This window comes from Blautia segnis (genome assembly GCF_014287535.1).
In the GTDB taxonomy this organism is placed as follows: domain Bacteria; phylum Bacillota; class Clostridia; order Lachnospirales; family Lachnospiraceae; genus Blautia_A; species Blautia_A acetigignens.
On record NZ_JACOOT010000014.1, the window covers coordinates 43265 to 59281 of the forward strand.

The 16017-nt window shown below is 37.5% G+C and carries 15 protein-coding genes; all 15 read left to right on the forward strand.

The features are described from left to right. Window positions 1-240: 240 nt before the first annotated feature. From rfbA to H8S54_RS06180, 15 genes are read left to right on the forward strand one after another with little or no spacing between them, the layout of a single operon-like run. The gene (gene rfbA / locus H8S54_RS06110) at window positions 241-1137 is read left to right on the forward strand and encodes a glucose-1-phosphate thymidylyltransferase RfbA (RefSeq protein WP_186901097.1); all 897 of its coding nucleotides are present in this window, start codon (window positions 241-243) and stop codon (window positions 1135-1137) included. 28 nt (window positions 1138-1165) lie between these two features. Next, complete coding sequence (gene rfbB, locus H8S54_RS06115; protein WP_186901098.1) at window positions 1166-2185, forward strand: dTDP-glucose 4,6-dehydratase; 1020 nt, start codon at window positions 1166-1168, stop codon at window positions 2183-2185. A 14-nt stretch (window positions 2186-2199) separates the two neighbouring features. Beyond that, entirely contained in the window at window positions 2200-3114 is a 915-nt protein-coding gene (gene rfbD / locus H8S54_RS06120; protein WP_186901099.1) for a dTDP-4-dehydrorhamnose reductase, read from the forward strand. 16 nt (window positions 3115-3130) lie between these two features. Continuing rightward, on the forward strand, window positions 3131-3739 hold the full coding sequence (gene rfbC, locus H8S54_RS06125; RefSeq protein ID WP_186901100.1) for a dTDP-4-dehydrorhamnose 3,5-epimerase: 609 nt from the start codon (window positions 3131-3133) through the stop codon (window positions 3737-3739). A 19-nt stretch (window positions 3740-3758) separates the two neighbouring features. Beyond that, window positions 3759-5003: a beta 1-4 rhamnosyltransferase Cps2T gene (gene cps2T, locus H8S54_RS06130; RefSeq protein WP_186901101.1), complete on the forward strand. Its 1245-nt coding sequence runs from the start codon at window positions 3759-3761 to the stop codon at window positions 5001-5003. Between the two features lie 11 nt (window positions 5004-5014). Then, window positions 5015-5863 carry a glycosyltransferase gene (locus H8S54_RS06135; protein WP_186901102.1) on the forward strand — a complete coding sequence of 283 codons (849 nt, stop codon included), beginning with the start codon at window positions 5015-5017 and terminating at the stop codon, window positions 5861-5863. Further along, entirely contained in the window at window positions 5860-7050 is a 1191-nt protein-coding gene (locus tag H8S54_RS06140; protein WP_330600115.1) for a hypothetical protein, read from the forward strand. Before H8S54_RS06135 ends, H8S54_RS06140 begins: the two co-directional genes overlap by 4 nt. Continuing rightward, window positions 7047-7955, forward strand: coding sequence for a glycosyltransferase (locus tag H8S54_RS06145; RefSeq protein WP_186901103.1), 909 nt, complete (start codon window positions 7047-7049; stop codon window positions 7953-7955). The genes H8S54_RS06140 and H8S54_RS06145 overlap by 4 nt, the downstream gene beginning before the upstream one ends. A gap of 19 nt (window positions 7956-7974) precedes the next feature. Continuing rightward, complete coding sequence (locus H8S54_RS06150) at window positions 7975-9003, forward strand: glycosyltransferase family 2 protein (protein WP_186901104.1); 1029 nt, start codon at window positions 7975-7977, stop codon at window positions 9001-9003. Window positions 9004-9006: 3 nt separating this feature from the next. After that, entirely contained in the window at window positions 9007-9507 is a 501-nt protein-coding gene (locus H8S54_RS06155) for a serine O-acetyltransferase (RefSeq protein ID WP_186901105.1), read from the forward strand. Between the two features lie 13 nt (window positions 9508-9520). Next, on the forward strand, window positions 9521-10438 hold the full coding sequence (locus H8S54_RS06160) for a glycosyltransferase (RefSeq protein ID WP_186901106.1): 918 nt from the start codon (window positions 9521-9523) through the stop codon (window positions 10436-10438). Window positions 10439-10455: 17 nt separating this feature from the next. After that, on the forward strand, window positions 10456-11406 hold the full coding sequence (locus tag H8S54_RS06165; RefSeq protein ID WP_186901107.1) for a CgeB family protein: 951 nt from the start codon (window positions 10456-10458) through the stop codon (window positions 11404-11406). Window positions 11407-11419: 13 nt separating this feature from the next. After that, window positions 11420-12652 carry a polysaccharide pyruvyl transferase family protein gene (locus tag H8S54_RS06170; RefSeq protein WP_186901108.1) on the forward strand — a complete coding sequence of 411 codons (1233 nt, stop codon included), beginning with the start codon at window positions 11420-11422 and terminating at the stop codon, window positions 12650-12652. Window position 12653: 1 nt separating this feature from the next. Beyond that, window positions 12654-14204 carry a lipopolysaccharide biosynthesis protein gene (locus H8S54_RS06175; protein ID WP_186901109.1) on the forward strand — a complete coding sequence of 517 codons (1551 nt, stop codon included), beginning with the start codon at window positions 12654-12656 and terminating at the stop codon, window positions 14202-14204. 47 nt (window positions 14205-14251) lie between these two features. Continuing rightward, the gene (locus H8S54_RS06180) at window positions 14252-16009 is read left to right on the forward strand and encodes a thiamine pyrophosphate-binding protein (protein ID WP_186901110.1); all 1758 of its coding nucleotides are present in this window, start codon (window positions 14252-14254) and stop codon (window positions 16007-16009) included. Window positions 16010-16017: the final 8 nt, after the last annotated feature.

Sequence of the window (16017 nt, forward strand, 5' to 3'; positions counted from 1 at the left end):
TAAAAACGATAATAAAAACATAGAATAATTGGGAAAAATTACGAATTTTATCCAGAAACAGGTAAAATGAAGGGCGTACAGTTGACAATTCAGGGGGGAGGTGGTATTTTTATTAGAAGAATGCGATGATGAAAATTGTCGGAAAATATGATTTGTCTCATTGGGATTAAAATAGCCAATGAGTAAGATAAATAATTAGATAAGTTATAAATATAAAAGCACCGGAAGGAGAAAACAATTATGAAGGGCATTATTTTAGCCGGAGGATCTGGTACACGCCTGTATCCATTAACGAAAGTTACAAGCAAACAGCTTTTACCCATTTTTGATAAACCGATGATTTATTATCCGATGTCCGTTCTCATGAACGCTGGCATCCGTGACATTTTGATTATTTCCACACCGCAGGATACGCCTCGCTTCGAAAATCTGTTGGGTGATGGTCACCAATTTGGTGTGAATTTGACCTATGCTGTTCAGCCGTCTCCAGATGGACTGGCACAAGCCTTTATTATTGGTGCTGATTTCATCGGCAATGATTCTGTGGCTATGGTACTGGGCGACAATATCTTTGCAGGTCACGGATTAAAGAAAAGACTAACTGCTGCAGTGGAAAACGCTGAGAGTGGCAAGGGTGCAACAGTGTTTGGCTACTATGTGGATGATCCTGAGCGTTTCGGAATTGTTGAGTTTGACAAAAACGGTAAGGCTATTTCTATTGAAGAAAAACCGGAGCATCCGAAGAGCAATTACTGTGTTACCGGTCTGTATTTTTACGATAACCGTGTAATCGAGTTTGCAAAGAACTTGAAGCCGTCTGCTCGTGGTGAACTGGAAATCACTGATTTGAACCGCATTTATCTGGAAGACGGCTCTCTGAATGTAGAACTGCTGGGGCAGGGCTTTACTTGGCTGGATACCGGTACACATGAGAGCCTGGTGGATGCAACCAATTTTGTAAAGACTGTGGAGCAGCATCAGCATCGTAAGATTGCCTGCCTGGAGGAAATCGCTTACCTGAACGGCTGGATCAGCAAGGATGAGCTGATGGAAGTCTACGAAGTCATGAAGAAGAACCAGTACGGTCAGTATCTGAAGGATGTCATGGACGGTAAGTATCAGGAACATTTGTATTAACTAGGGAAAGTGTAAAGGAGAATAGATCATGAATATTATTGTTACCGGCGGTGCTGGTTTTATTGGTAGTAACTTTGTGTTCCATATGCTGAAGAAATATCCAGATTATCGGATTATCTGCCTAGATAAGCTGACCTATGCAGGTAATCTGTCCACGTTGGCACCTGTTATGGATAACCCGAATTTCCGTTTTGTAAAGGCCGATATCTGTGATCGCGAAGCTGTCGACAAGCTGTTTGAAGAAGAACATCCGGACATGGTGGTCAACTTTGCGGCAGAATCTCATGTTGACCGTTCCATCGAAGACCCAGGCATTTTCCTTCAGACTAACATCATCGGTACCAGTGTGCTGATGGATGCTTGCCGCAAGCATGGAATTCAGCGCTATCATCAGGTTTCTACCGATGAGGTTTATGGTGACCTGCCGCTGGATCGTCCTGACTTGTTCTTCACTGAAGAGACCCCAATCCATACCAGTTCTCCGTACAGTAGCTCTAAGGCTGCCGCTGATCTGCTGGTTCTGGCTTACCACCGTACTTATGGTCTGCCTGTGACTATTTCTCGTTGCTCCAACAACTACGGCCCATATCACTTTCCAGAAAAGCTGATACCGCTGATGATTGCCAATGCATTGGCTGACAAGCCGCTACCTGTTTACGGCGAGGGTCTGAATGTCCGTGACTGGTTGTATGTGGAAGATCACTGCAAGGCCATTGACCTGATTATCCACAATGGCCGCGTTGGTGAAGTCTACAATGTCGGCGGTCACAATGAGAAACAGAATATTGAGATTGTGAAGATTATCTGCAAGGAGCTTGGCAAGCCGGAGAGCCTGATCACTCACGTTGGTGATCGTAAGGGTCATGATATGCGCTATGCAATCGACCCGACTAAGATTCACAACGAGCTGGGCTGGCTGCCAGAGACTAAATTTGAGGATGGCATCAAGAAGACTATTCAGTGGTATCTCGATAATCGTGAGTGGTGGGAGACCATCATCAGCGGTGAGTATCAGAACTACTACGAGAAAATGTACAGCAATCGCTAATAGGGGGAAGGAACATGAAGTTTTTTGTAACAGGCGTTGGCGGTCAGCTGGGACATGATGTAATGAACGAGCTGTTGAAGCGCGGTCATGAGGGTATCGGTTCTGATATTCAGGAAAACTATAGCGGTGTAGCAGATGATTCTGCGGTAACAAAAGCACCGTATGTCGCTCTGGATATTACTGATAAGGACGCTGTTGAAAAAGCAATTACAGAAGTTAATCCGGATGCAGTGATTCACTGTGCAGCATGGACTGCTGTGGATATGGCTGAGGATGATGATAAAGTAGCGAAAGTCCGTGTCATCAATGCAGGCGGTACTCAGAACATTGCAAATGTCTGCAAGAAGTTGGACTGTAAGATGACCTATATCAGCACAGACTATGTGTTTGACGGCCAGGGCACTGAGCCTTGGCAGCCGGACTGCAAGGATTACAAGCCCCTGAATGTATACGGTCAGACAAAGCTGGAAGGTGAACTGGCAGTCAGCCAGACACTGGAGAAGTATTTCATCGTCCGCATTGCTTGGGTGTTCGGGCTGAATGGTAAGAACTTTATCAAGACCATGCTGAATGTCGGTAAGATCCATGATGCTGTTCGTGTGGTTAATGACCAGATCGGCACACCGACTTATACATACGATTTGGCTCGACTGCTCGTTGATATGAATGAAACTGAGAAGTACGGCTATTACCATGCAACCAACGAGGGCGGTTATATCAGCTGGTACGATTTCACGAAAGAAATCTATCGTCAGGCTGGATATAAGACGGAAGTCCTGCCGGTGACCACGGCAGAGTATGGTCTGAGCAAGGCCTCTCGTCCGTTCAACAGCCGTCTGGATAAGAGCAAGCTGGTGGAAGCTGGCTTTACTCCGCTTCCGACTTGGCAGGATGCACTGAGCCGTTATCTGAAGGAAATCGAGCAGTAAGAGGAGATAGAGAAAGATGGGACAAATTAAAGTTGAGAAAAATGTAGGCGGTATAGAGGGTCTTTGTGTCATTGAGCCTGCTGTTCACGGCGATGCTCGTGGCTATTTCATGGAAACCTACAACGAGAAAGATATGAAGGAAGCTGGCATCGATATCCACTTTGTGCAGGACAATCAGTCTATGTCTACAAAGGGTGTGCTGCGCGGTCTGCACTTTCAGAAGCAGTATCCGCAGTGCAAGCTGGTGCGCGCTGTGCGCGGCACTGTATTTGATGTCGCAGTTGATTTGCGTGCAGACTCCGAAACTTACAGCAAGTGGTATGGCGTTACTTTGTCCGCTGAGAACAAGAAGCAGTTCCTCATCCCAGAGGGCTTTGCACATGGTTTCCTGGTTCTGAGCGATGAGGCAGAGTTCTGCTATAAGGTTAATGACTTCTGGCATCCGAATGATGAGGGTGGCATGGCTTGGAACGACCCAGAGATTGGAATTAAGTGGCCAGAACTGAAGGGTGAGTATAAGAGTAGCGCAAGTGCAGAAGGATACACACTGGAAGATGGAACGGCACTGAATCTGAGTGATAAGGATCAGAAGTGGTTGGGACTGAAGGATACTTTTAAATTTTAAGAACACAGGGGTAGGAAGAATGCAGCGGGAAAACGAAGTACAACACGTATTTCTGGTAGGAGCTAAGAGCTTAGGTGCATATGGCGGATACGAGACTTTTGTTTATAAGCTCACAGAGTACCACCAGAATAAGAAAAATATTAAATATCATGTGGCGTGTAAGGCTAACGGTGACGGTTGCATGGATGAAACAAAAGTGGATGGTGTGACCAGAATCAATGATCATGAGTTTGAATTCCACAATGCACATTGTTTTAAGATAGATATTCCTCAGATTGGACCTGCACAGGCAATTTATTATGATGTTGCGGCATTGAAGGCTTGTTGTAAGTACATAAAGGAATATCAGATTAAACATCCGATCGTTTATATCATGGCTTGCCGTATCGGACCTTTTGCTGGTCATTTCTATAAAGAAATTCATAAGCTGGGTGGTACTGTGTACCTGAATCCGGACGGACACGAATGGATGAGAGCAAAGTGGTCTGCGCCGATTCGGAAATACTGGAAGATTTCCGAACAAATGATGGTTAAATACTGTGATCTTGCTATCTGCGATTCAGTGAATATCGAGAAGTATATCCATGAGTGCTACGACAGTAAAGGCATCAAGGGCAGAAATCCTAAGACTACATTTATTGCGTATGGCGCAGATTTGACCCTGAGTAAACTGTCTGATGACGATGAGAAGCTGGTGAACTGGTATAAAGAAAAAGGACTGACGAAAAAGGACTATTACCTTGTCGTCGGTCGTTTTGTACCAGAGAATTCATTTGAAGTTATGATTCGAGAATTCATGAAGAGCAAGAGTCAGAAGGATTTTGCTATCATCACAAACGTAAATGACAAGTTTCTGAATGAGCTTGAGGAAAAACTGCATTTCAAGAAAGATAAGAGAATTAAGTTTGTCGGCACTGTTTATGATCAGGAATTGTTGAAGAAGATTCGAGAGAATACTTATGCTTATTTTCATGGCCATACGGTTGGCGGTACGAATCCGTCGCTAATCGAGGCTCTTGGTAGTACAGATCTGAACCTGTTGGTTGATGTTGGTTTTAATAAAGAAGTCGCAGAGGATTGTGCTTTGTATTGGAGCCGCAAACCGGGCAGTCTTGCAAAGCTGATTGATAAAGTAGATCAGATGAGTGCGGATGAAATTGCAGAGATGGGCCGGAGAGCTAAAAAGCGCGTGGCAGAAGAGTATACATGGGCTAAGATCTGTGGGCAGTATGAAGATGCGTTTCGCAAATATAATAAAAACTAAGCAGGGCGAGAATGATGAGCGAATATTATGCAGTTGTTGTTTTGTATAACAAAAAAATACAGAAATCGATTACGATTTCACATTTAATGCAGTTACAGGAAAAGCAACTTCACATTATTGTATTAGATAATAGCACAGATGATTATGTGGTGGATAATAGGAAATATTATCCGATTGATTTGCTGACCTACCATAGTATGGGTGGAAATGTTGGCTTATCCAAAGCGTATAACTATGCGCTCTCTATCCTGAAAGATAATTCTGAGGATGATATTGTAATCTGGTTTGATGATGACACGCCTGTAGACCAGGAATATTTTAATTGTTTAAAAAATAAAGCGATGGATAAATCATATGATGTCTTTGCTCCTGTGATATATGGGCAAAATGGTGTGATTTATTCGCCAAATGAATCAGGATGGCTGAAAGGAAGGTATATTAAATCTCCAGAACAACAAATTCCACAGAATAAATTTAATGCAATCAACAGTTGTCTTGCTGTAAGGTTAAAAGCATACAAAGGGTATACCTATGACGAAGGACTGTTTATGGATTGTGTTGACACAAAATTGTTTGATGATTTTCGGAAAAAAGAGTTGAAGTTTTGCACGCTTCCAGTAAAAATATACCAAAACTTTTTTCAGCGCAGTGGCAATAAGGATGTGCAAAAATATTGGAATCGGTTTCGTATAAGAATAAAAGATACAATGTATTATTCTAGTCTTAATGGTTTTAGTGGTAGGATTAGTGGATGTATTAGGATTCTTGGCTGGAGTGTGGCTTATGGTATAAAACTTAGATCAATTAACTTTAGTTTGCTTTGCGTTGCGCAAATGTTGAATCATGGGGGAGAAAAGTGATAACAAAATTTAAAAAGGATGAAATATTATTTTATTTGTCCTACATTATACTGTATATATCATTGTTTATTGGCGATGTCTATAATACCGGTAGCATGGATATATTGGCAAGATATTTGCGCATGGGCTCATATGTATTGATTTTTATTTCTTGTATTAATATGAGATTGAAAAAGAAAGATTTTTTCCGGATGATTGCTGTTTTAATGGTGACATTGCTGTATGGTGTAAAAACCGGAGACTTATATTGGAGCGTTTTAATTCTACTTATTTATAATTCAAAAAAGATTAATATAGAAAGAGTTTATAAAACGAGTTCGAGAATAATTGTAATCGGTATAATCAGTGTTTTGATTCTTTGTATGTTTGGAGTATTGCCAGACATTTTAACATCTCGCAATACGGTAGAGCAAATTAACTATAACAGACATTCTTTTGGATTTTACCATAGCAATGTTTTGCCATTGCTGATTTTTTATTTAGAAGTGTATTATATCTGTATTGCAAAAGAAAAAATACGAAATAACGTAATAGTTTTCTTTATGCTTCTTGCAGGAGTCATAAATACTTTCTGTCATTCGAGAAATGCGTTAATTCTGTCATTGGCTTTATCGTTATTTGTTATTTTTGTAAAGAAAATGAAGAAAGGTGAATATAAAATATTGTATCAAACTACGGTTTTAAGTATACCTTGTATGTCAATCTTTTCGTTTTCAATGCTGTTTTTATTACTAAAAGGTGGAATTTGGAACACAATTGACACTTTCTTTTCAGGTAGATTTAGACTGGCGATATTTAAAATGAGAAGAATTGGTCTTCATCTTATAAATATTATGAGCAATGAATCGTTCGTGAGTGATAACATTACTTATGTTAATGGAAAAGATATAAGTTCGATTGTCTTGGATAATGGATATCTGTATGTAATATTGAGATATGGAATCTTAATTATACTCGTTTACTTTTTGATCGCCTATTGTTTGGCGAAAAAGAATAAGGGAAATGCATGTGTATTGGGAACAATAATAGCAGTTTTTATAGCAAATTTTGTTGATAATGACTTGGTGGATTACTCGTTTCTTCCGTTTATTCTTTGGGCTTTTAATAATTTTAAAACTGATGGCCTCATTAAAAATGTGGGAAAGAAAGTTGATAGAATATATAAAGGAAAGATAGAAAAAATATGAAAACAGTGATAGTTGTAATTTCTGCATATAATGGCGCAAAGCATATTGAACGACAGTTGGATTCAATTTTTGAGCAGACTGGTGTAGATGTTCAGGCCTTAGTGCGAGATGATTGTAGTAAAGATAATACCGTAGAAATTGTACAAAAATACGCACAAAACCATCCGCAAAACAAAATTAAAATTATCAAGGGAGAAAATGTTGGTTTTGCAAAAAGTTTTTGGCTTGGTCTTTCGATGTGCGGCAATGCAGACTACTATGCATTTGCAGACCAGGATGATGTTTGGAAACCGAATAAGCTGATTCGGTGTATTGATGCGATGCAGGAAGCAAATCAAGTCCCACAGCTGGCATATTGCAAAATGCAGCGGAGTGACGTTCAGCTGAATCGCTTGGATGAACAGGTAGAAGTTTTGAAACCCGAACAGCTGACAAAAAAACTTACGCTAATTAAAACATATAATTACGGTGCTGCGACGGTTATCAATAAGAGTGCAAAAGAACTGGTTTGCAGAGTGTGGCCTGAAGTGGACGATTTACCTCATGATATGTGGGTTGGAACATTATGCCACTGGTTTGGTAAGGTATACTTTGTAGATGAAGAACTTTACTATTGGATTCGATATGATACCAGTGTTACAGGAGAAGGCACTAAAGGAACAGCAATTCAATATAGACTGAAAAAGACGTTACAAAAGAAATCGTATCCTAATATCAGTACAGCTATGTTAGAGGATTACAGTGATCTTCTGCAGCCAGAGGATCGTGCTTTTCTGAAAAAGGCAAGCGATTACAAAAAAGTGTTCAAAGACAAAGTATCACTTCTATTTGACCCAGCTTTCAAAAGGCTAACGTTCAGCGGAACACTCGCTCTAAAACTGGGGATTCTATTAAATTGGTATTGAGGGAAAGGAAGAAGAAAGGATGGAGCAGAAAGTATCAATTGTTGTTCCCGTGTATAATGTAGAAAAGTATCTGAAGAGATGCGTGGATTCGCTTATTGGACAAAGCTATTCAAATCTTGAAATTCTCTTGGTAGATGATGGCTCAAAAGATAGTTCGCTTTCAATCTGTAAGGAATATGAGTTGAAAGATTCTCGGATTCGAGTATTTCATAAAGAAAATGAAGGTCTTGGCCTGACACGAAATTATGGTATTGAAAGAGCTACTGGTGAGTATATTACATTTGTCGACTCGGATGATTATTTAACTTCGGATGCGATTGCAGCAATGCTGGATCGAGCGGTTGCGACAAACGCGGATGTGGTAATTGCGACTCACTATTATAAAAATGAAGTACAAGAAGTTGCAATACCAGAGCGTTTATATAGCGGAAATGAAATTAAGAAGGAACTTATGGTTCATATGATGGGCAACAACGGAAATAAACTTGATGCCCTATCTTATACGGCATGGGGAAAATTGTATAAAAAAGAGCTGTTCACTAAAAACAATCTTGTTTTTCCATCCGAACGAAAACTTATCTGGGAAGACTTGGCATTTAGTGCAGATGCATATCCACTGTGCGAAAGAGTATATGTTCTCCATAAACCTGTTTATTATTATTGCTTTAATGAGGGGTCTTTGACACATACGTACAAGCCGAATAAGTTGGAACTTGTTATGGAATTGTACTATTATATGGGCATAAAAATACAGGAATTAGATTTGCCAGTTGAAGCCAAATATCGTCTGAATACAAATTTTATCGGGCATATTCGTACTTGCATTAAACTTGAAGTATTTTATGCGGATAAAAATGGATTTGTAACAGCAATTCAAAATATCAGGAAGATTTGTTCCAGAAAAGATGTTCAAACATTAATAGGAAATTATCCAAAAGCCTCTTTTAATAGGTCGCAGTATATTTACAATTTTGCAATGGAGCATAAGTGGATTTATACTATTTATTTCCTGACATGGCTTCAGAATAAAAAGAAGAGAATCGAGTAAATAATGGAAAATACAAGGAAAATATATTTCAAAAGCAAAAAAAAGTTTCTGAAATATGCATTGCTCAAAGAACATGAATGGTATCTGTATTGCTTTCAAAAAAAACTGCGTGCAGAAGAAAATGCAAGCAATATTTTTTCAAAATTCATTTATCGATTGAGCAAGAATAGATTGGGGTCAAAATTAGGAATTTATATACCAGCAGGTGTTTTTGACGAGGGATTACATATTTGGCATTACGGCAACATTGTTGTAAATGCGGAATCCAGAGTCGGAAAAAATTGCATGCTACATGGTGATAACTGTATTGGAAATAATGGAAAAACGGAAGGATGTCCCATTATTGGTGATAACGTTGATGTTGGAACTGGTGCAAAAGTGCTAGGTCCTATTCGGATTGCCAATGGAGTTAAAATTGGAGCAGGGGCAGTTGTTGTTAAGAACTGTTTAACAGAAAATGCTACTATTGTTGGAATCCCTGGCAAAGAGATTAGAAGAAAATAATTGGAGAGCAGAAATGGAAACCACACCTAAAATTTCAGTAATTATGAGTGCGTATAATGAGTCATTTGATGAATTGAGTAGAAGTATTAATTCCATTTTAAATCAAACGTTCCAGAATATTGAATTTATAATTGTTAGTGATAATCCTGATAACCAAGATATAAAGACGGCAGTTTATGAAGCAAATGATCAAAGAATAAAATTTATAGAAAATAAAGAAAATATCGGACTAGTACGAAGCTTAAATAGAGCTATTAGTAAAGCAACAGGAAATTTTATTGCACGGATGGATGCTGATGATATTAGTAGGAAAACTCGTTTGAAGGATGAACTGCAATATATGCAAAAAAATAATTTAGATGTTGTAGGTTCATTTATTGAAATAATAGATGAAAGGGGAATTGTCCAAAAGAGTGCAATGAGGTTTCCTGTTACAGCTTCTCAGGTCAAGGTGTTTATGCGTTGGGGGAATTGTTTAGCACATCCTACATGGTTGGCAAAGTCAAATGTCTATCAAGATTTAAACGGGTATCGGAATGTACCTCGTTGTGAAGATTACGATTTTATTCTCCGGGCAATAGCACATGGATATAAAGTTGGGAATATTCCGAAGGTTGAACTGAGTTATAGAATACGTCAGAGTGGCGTATCAAAATCACATGAGACTGAACAGTTTTTACTAAGAGATTATCTTGCCAAAAATATGAAGCAGATTGATTTGCTCACGGAAGACACCATTACAGATTTTCTCAATTCCGAAAAATTCCGTCGTCAGCTTGAACAGCTTTCATACTATAAAAGGGAAAAGCAAATGATAAAAACTGGATCGAGCATCGAAAAAATAAAAAGTACTGTGCAAATTCTGAAAAGTCGTTTTTTTTGGAGAGATATCGTTGAAAAAACATCACTGTTGCTAAGAGAGCATATATAGCTGAAAGGATGGTTCAAGTGGAGAAGCTTTTACTTTTAATGCCCTCATTTATGGGATATGAGAAAAGCTTGCAGGATCAGTTGGGAAAAAAATATGAAGTAACATTACTTAATTGCGACCAATATGATAAAGTGATTCTCGAAGAATATAAAAAATGCAGTAAATTTCGGTGGATGTTGCGAAAGCTTTTTTCGGCAATTAAAGAACATGATCAAGAAAGAGCGGAAGCTAAGTATTTGGTGCAAACGCTTGAAAAGATAAATACAACGAAGAATTACTATTCGGTGGTATTTTGCATCAATGGATCTTTTTTGTCTGATAAATTTTATCAAGTAGTAAGGGAAAAAAACCCACAAGCACGGTTTATTTACTATGCGTGGGATGATGTGAAAAATTTAATAAAACAATCACATATCAAGTTCTTTGATGAGAGGTTTGCATATAATATTTCTGAATGTAAAAAGTATAATTTTTCGTATTGTCCGATGTTTGTCCAAAATGAAACAGTAGGACATGATTCAAAAGATTTATATGACATTCTTTTTATTGGATCGGCACACTCGGATCGACAGAAAATTGCAGATGAATTGTATTCAAAATATGGAAAAGAGTACAAGCTGTTCATTTATTTGTATGATCCCGCACATACAAATGGAAATTTTTGCCATGACCAGCCATTAACATATGAAAAATATATCGCGTATATGCGGAAGTCTAAAGTTCTTATAGACGTACCGCAATCTACACAAGAAGGCCCTACTACACGTTCATTTGATGCGTTGCTAACAAAGACAAAAGTGGTTACGGTAAATCCGTTCATAAAGGAATACCCAATTTATTCTGATAATATCTTGATTGTAGACAGGAACAACATAGTCATAGATGATGCATTTATAGAAAAGCCATATGTCGAAACAGGTTATCAGGCATTGACTATTCCAGAATGGTTGAAAAAATTCGATTTATAAGGAAAAAGAAAAAATGAAAATTTTAGTTATTAACTGCCATCCGGATAACCGTGGCGATGAAGCGGCTGTTCATGCGATGGTAGATGAAATAAGTGCTGCATATCCAGGCGTTGAAATTACATTGGCTATCCGTGGTGCTGGTACAAAGTACCCTAATATGCCATCGAATGTAAAAATGATACATCAGTTTATGCCAATTTCTTCTAAAGCAAAATTGGCACATCGAATCGCTGTACTGACAGGTGGAAGGGTATCAATTTCTTCAAATGAGAAAGCTCTGATTTCGGAGATTTCTAAAGCTGATATTATTTTACATGCTCCAGGTGGTCCTAGCATTGGCGATACATATTATAGTGATGAGCCAACTTATCTTGCAATTTATGATTTGCTGATTGCAATGCATAAACCATATATGTTTTATGCCCCGTCTATGGGACCGTTTCAGAGGGAAGAACGCATTTCATGGCGCAAAAAGGTGTTGGACTATGCAGAGGCTATTGTGTTAAGGGATCCTATCTCCGAGAAATATGTACGTGATTTTGTTCCGGATAAAACAATTTCTTTGACTTTAGACTCAGCTTTTCAACATGATGTAAATATTGAGCATAACAAAGAAAAGCTAAATCAATATATGGAATTAAAGAGATTTTTAGAAAAACATGAAAAATGTGTAGGTGTGACAATTACAGATTTACTGTGGCATCCGGTGTATTCTAAAAATCCTGCAATTTCAAAAAATATTCATGATGTATTCCACGAATTTCTTTCAAGTCTTACAAAGGCTGGTTATGGTGTGGTGTTTATTCCGCAATTATATGGAAACGGAAATGATTATGATTTGATGCGTACATTCTGTTGTGATACAAATGATTATTTTGTAGTAACAGCAAGTGATGAGCGATATGATACTTATTTTCAGCAGTATTTGATAGGTCAATTGTACGCAGTTATTGGTATGCGATACCATAGTAATATTTTTTCTGCAAAGATGGGAACACCTTTTATTTCGATATCATATGAACAAAAGATGAAAGGCTTTATGGAAAAAATGAATTTGGCAGAATATTGCATTGACCTTAAAACCTTATCAAAAGATACTATTGAAAATCGTTTTGAGCAGCTTGTAAATCATTATGATGAATACAAGAAGTATCTCTGTAATAAACATGCCTTTATGAAGTCTGAAGCTCATAAAACAACAGATATTTTAGTAACGGTATTGGAAAGAAAAGAGAAGGTACAGTGATATGAACAGAACTCAAAACGCAACAAGAAATATAGTGTTTGGAGTCATTTTAAAGATTTATCAGATTTTATTGCCATTTATAATGCGAACGGCAATGATTTATCTGATGGGTGTAGAATATCTAGGATTAAATAGTTTGTTTACATCTATTTTACAAGTTTTGAATCTTGCAGAACTGGGAGTGGGTTCGGCGATGGTTTATAGTATGTATAAGCCAATTGCTGAGAATGACAAATCAACTATTTGCGCATTGTTAAAGTTATATAAAAAATACTATTTTTTTATTGGACTAATAATCGCTTGTGTAGGCGTTTTGCTGACCCCTTTGATTCCAAAACTAATTAGTGGAGATATTCCTGGACAGTTAAATGTTTATATTTTATATCTGCTAAACTTAGCAGCTACAGTAATGACATATTGGCTGTTCGCCTATAAAAATTCTTTACTTCAAGCTTATCAACGAAGCGATATAGCGAGCAAGATAACGATTGTAACAACAACACTCCAATATGCGACACAATTAATTGTCTTATGGTTGTTTCATAACTATTATCTTTACATTATCGTTATGCTTTTTACACAGGCAATGGCGAATGTTATTACTGCGATGGCAGCATCGCATCTGTATCCAGACATGGAACCAAAAGGAGACTTGCCTGATAGAACGGTCAAAACAATTAATCAAAGAATTAAAGACTTGTTTACCGCAAAACTTGGTGCAACGATTGTTAATTCGGCAGACACAATTGTTATATCAGCGTTTTTAGGTTTGACAATTCTTGCCATGTATCAAAACTATTATTTTATTATGTCCTCTGTTATGGGGATATTGACAGTAGTTTTTAGCTCCTGTTTAGCTGGAGTCGGTAATAGCATGGTGATGGAGAGTGCAGAAAAAAATTATAATGATTTTAGAGTTCTTACATTTTTAATAAATTGGATCGTTACTGTCTGTATGTGTTGCTTTGCAACAGTATACCAACCATTTATAGAACTTTGGGTAGGAAAAGATTATACTTTTGATGAAATAGTTGTTGCACTTTTTTGTGTTTATTTTTATCTTGTAACGATGCAGCAGATAAATGGAATGTATAAGGATGCCGCAGGTGTATGGCATCAGGATAGATTTCGTCCGCTTATTGCAGCAATGGTCAATTTGTTTCTTAACATTGTATTAGTTCAATTTTGGGGTATTTACGCAATATTACTTTCAACCATCATTAGTTATGTTTTTATATCAATGCCATGGATGATTAGTAATGTTTTTAAGTATGTATTTCATAGAAGCTTGAAGCAATTCATGAAAGAGTTTGTGACATATTTCATTGCCGCATGCATTATTACATTTTTATGCTGTATTTTATGTAGAACAACAAGAGAGCTTTCTTTGTTAGGACAGGTTATAATAAATTTGATTTTTTCAGTTGTTTTGTCAAATATAGCAATGTTTGTTATATATAGAAAAAATAGCTATTATAATCAGATGGTTGAACTGGTTGATAGGATAACCAAGTTTAAATTTACACGAGTATTGAAAATAATAAAAAAATAGCGAGGAAACCTTTCTGCAAAAGCATATAGTAAAGGGGAAAATAAATTATGTATTCAAGTGAAAGAAATGTGCAAATGCTATTATCGCTATTAAAAGCGCATAAAATAAAAAAAATGGTATTAAGCCCAGGAAGTGCAAACGCGTCTTTTGTAGCAAGTGCACAATATGATGGAGAATTTGAATTGTATTCTTCTGTTGATGAGCGATCCGCAGCATATATTGCCTGTGGGCTAGCAGAAGAATCTCAAGAGCCTGTTGTGATTTGTTGCACTGGAGCTACAGCATCAAGAAATTATATGCCCGGATTGACAGAGGCATACTATAGAAAATTGCCTGTTATTGCAGTAACGGCAACGCGACCAATTGCATGGCTGGGGCAAAATCGTGATCAGCTAATTGATAGAACTGTTATACCAAAGGATATTGCAGTAAAAAGTGTACATCTTCCAGTAATAGAGAATGAGCAAGATGAATGGGAATGTAATTTAAAAATTAATGATGCTTTATTGGAACTTCGAAGAAATGGAGGCGGACCCGTACATATAAATTTGACTACATCCTACAGCCTTGATTTTTCTGTAAGCAAACTTCCAGAAGAACGTGTAATTCAAAGAGTTGATTTAGAAAGTAAATTACCTGAATTATCTAAGGGAGATATTGCAATATTTGTAGGAGCGCATTCGGTATGGAATGAGAGACTAAAAGCTTCGGTTGAATCATTCTGTGAAGAATATAATGCGTTTGTTTTTTATGATCAAACAAGCAATTATACCGGAAAGTATGGTATTCCTTGTGGCGTATTCGATATTGTAGGGTTTCCTAATTTAAAGATAAATCTATTGATTCATTTGGGAAATATTTCAGCATCATGGCCAGCATTTGCCGAAGAAATCTGGAGAGTGAATCCTGATGGCGAGATTCGTGATACATATCAACATCTTACAAAAGTATTTGAAATGCAAGAAGAAGATTTCTTTAAGGCATATTGTGGAAACAATTCAAAAAGTCGGATTACACAATATGAAAAGTGGCATGCTGTATATCGTTCACAAATAGAGGCGATGCAGAACAGTAATAATGATATGGCATTTTCTTCTTTGTGGATTGCACAGAACATGTATAAAGAAATGCCAAAGAATTCCATTATTCATTTTGGAATTTTGAATTCTCTCCGTTGTTGGAATTGTTTTGAAACTGATCATAGCATTCGCGGTTATTCGAATACAGGTGGTTTTGGAATTGATGGAGGTGTATCAAGTTTAATAGGCGCATCCCTTGTGAACTCTGATACCATATACTATGGTATTTTTGGAGATTTAGCATTCTTTTACGATATGAATAGCTTGGGAAACAGACATATTTCATCGAATGTACGTATTCTTGTTGCCAATAATGGATTGGGAGGAGAATTTAAAAATTCATTGGGAAACGTTCAGAAAGCAGGTCTTGGTGACTCGGCAGATGCGTATATTTCTGCTTATGGGCATTATGGCGAGAAATCACAGGAGCTTTTAAAGCATTACGCACAAGATTTGGGATTTCAGTATTTGTCGGCAACTGATAAAACAAGCTTTCTTGCAGCAATGAAAGAGTTTACCGCTACGAAACATAAGGAAAAGCCGATACTTTTTGAAGTGTTTATGGATGAACATGAGGATGTAAGTGCTCTTGATTTGACTCAGAGTCTAAGAGATTTTTCAGAAAATGACCAAAATGTTATGGCTAAAACAAAAAAACTAGCTAAAAATATTCTTGGCCGAAATGGTGTAAAAATGATTCAAAAAGTTATGCACAAAAATGACTGAGGTGTAAA

What these genes read in the sequence shown, in the direction of transcription:
- rfbA (WP_186901097.1), top strand. Translation starts at nt 241, where the DNA reads ATGAAGGGCATTATTTTAGCCGGAGGATCTGGTACACGCCTGTATCCA.
- rfbB (WP_186901098.1), top strand. Translation starts at nt 1,166, where the DNA reads ATGAATATTATTGTTACCGGCGGTGCTGGTTTTATTGGTAGTAACTTT.
- rfbD (WP_186901099.1), top strand. Translation starts at nt 2,200, where the DNA reads ATGAAGTTTTTTGTAACAGGCGTTGGCGGTCAGCTGGGACATGATGTA.
- rfbC (WP_186901100.1), top strand. Translation starts at nt 3,131, where the DNA reads ATGGGACAAATTAAAGTTGAGAAAAATGTAGGCGGTATAGAGGGTCTT.
- cps2T (WP_186901101.1), top strand. Translation starts at nt 3,759, where the DNA reads ATGCAGCGGGAAAACGAAGTACAACACGTATTTCTGGTAGGAGCTAAG.
- H8S54_RS06135 (WP_186901102.1), top strand. Translation starts at nt 5,015, where the DNA reads ATGATGAGCGAATATTATGCAGTTGTTGTTTTGTATAACAAAAAAATA.
- H8S54_RS06145 (WP_186901103.1), top strand. Translation starts at nt 7,047, where the DNA reads ATGAAAACAGTGATAGTTGTAATTTCTGCATATAATGGCGCAAAGCAT.
- H8S54_RS06150 (WP_186901104.1), top strand. Translation starts at nt 7,975, where the DNA reads ATGGAGCAGAAAGTATCAATTGTTGTTCCCGTGTATAATGTAGAAAAG.
- H8S54_RS06155 (WP_186901105.1), top strand. Translation starts at nt 9,007, where the DNA reads ATGGAAAATACAAGGAAAATATATTTCAAAAGCAAAAAAAAGTTTCTG.
- H8S54_RS06160 (WP_186901106.1), top strand. Translation starts at nt 9,521, where the DNA reads ATGGAAACCACACCTAAAATTTCAGTAATTATGAGTGCGTATAATGAG.
- H8S54_RS06170 (WP_186901108.1), top strand. Translation starts at nt 11,420, where the DNA reads ATGAAAATTTTAGTTATTAACTGCCATCCGGATAACCGTGGCGATGAA.
- H8S54_RS06175 (WP_186901109.1), top strand. Translation starts at nt 12,654, where the DNA reads ATGAACAGAACTCAAAACGCAACAAGAAATATAGTGTTTGGAGTCATT.
- H8S54_RS06180 (WP_186901110.1), top strand. Translation starts at nt 14,252, where the DNA reads ATGTATTCAAGTGAAAGAAATGTGCAAATGCTATTATCGCTATTAAAA.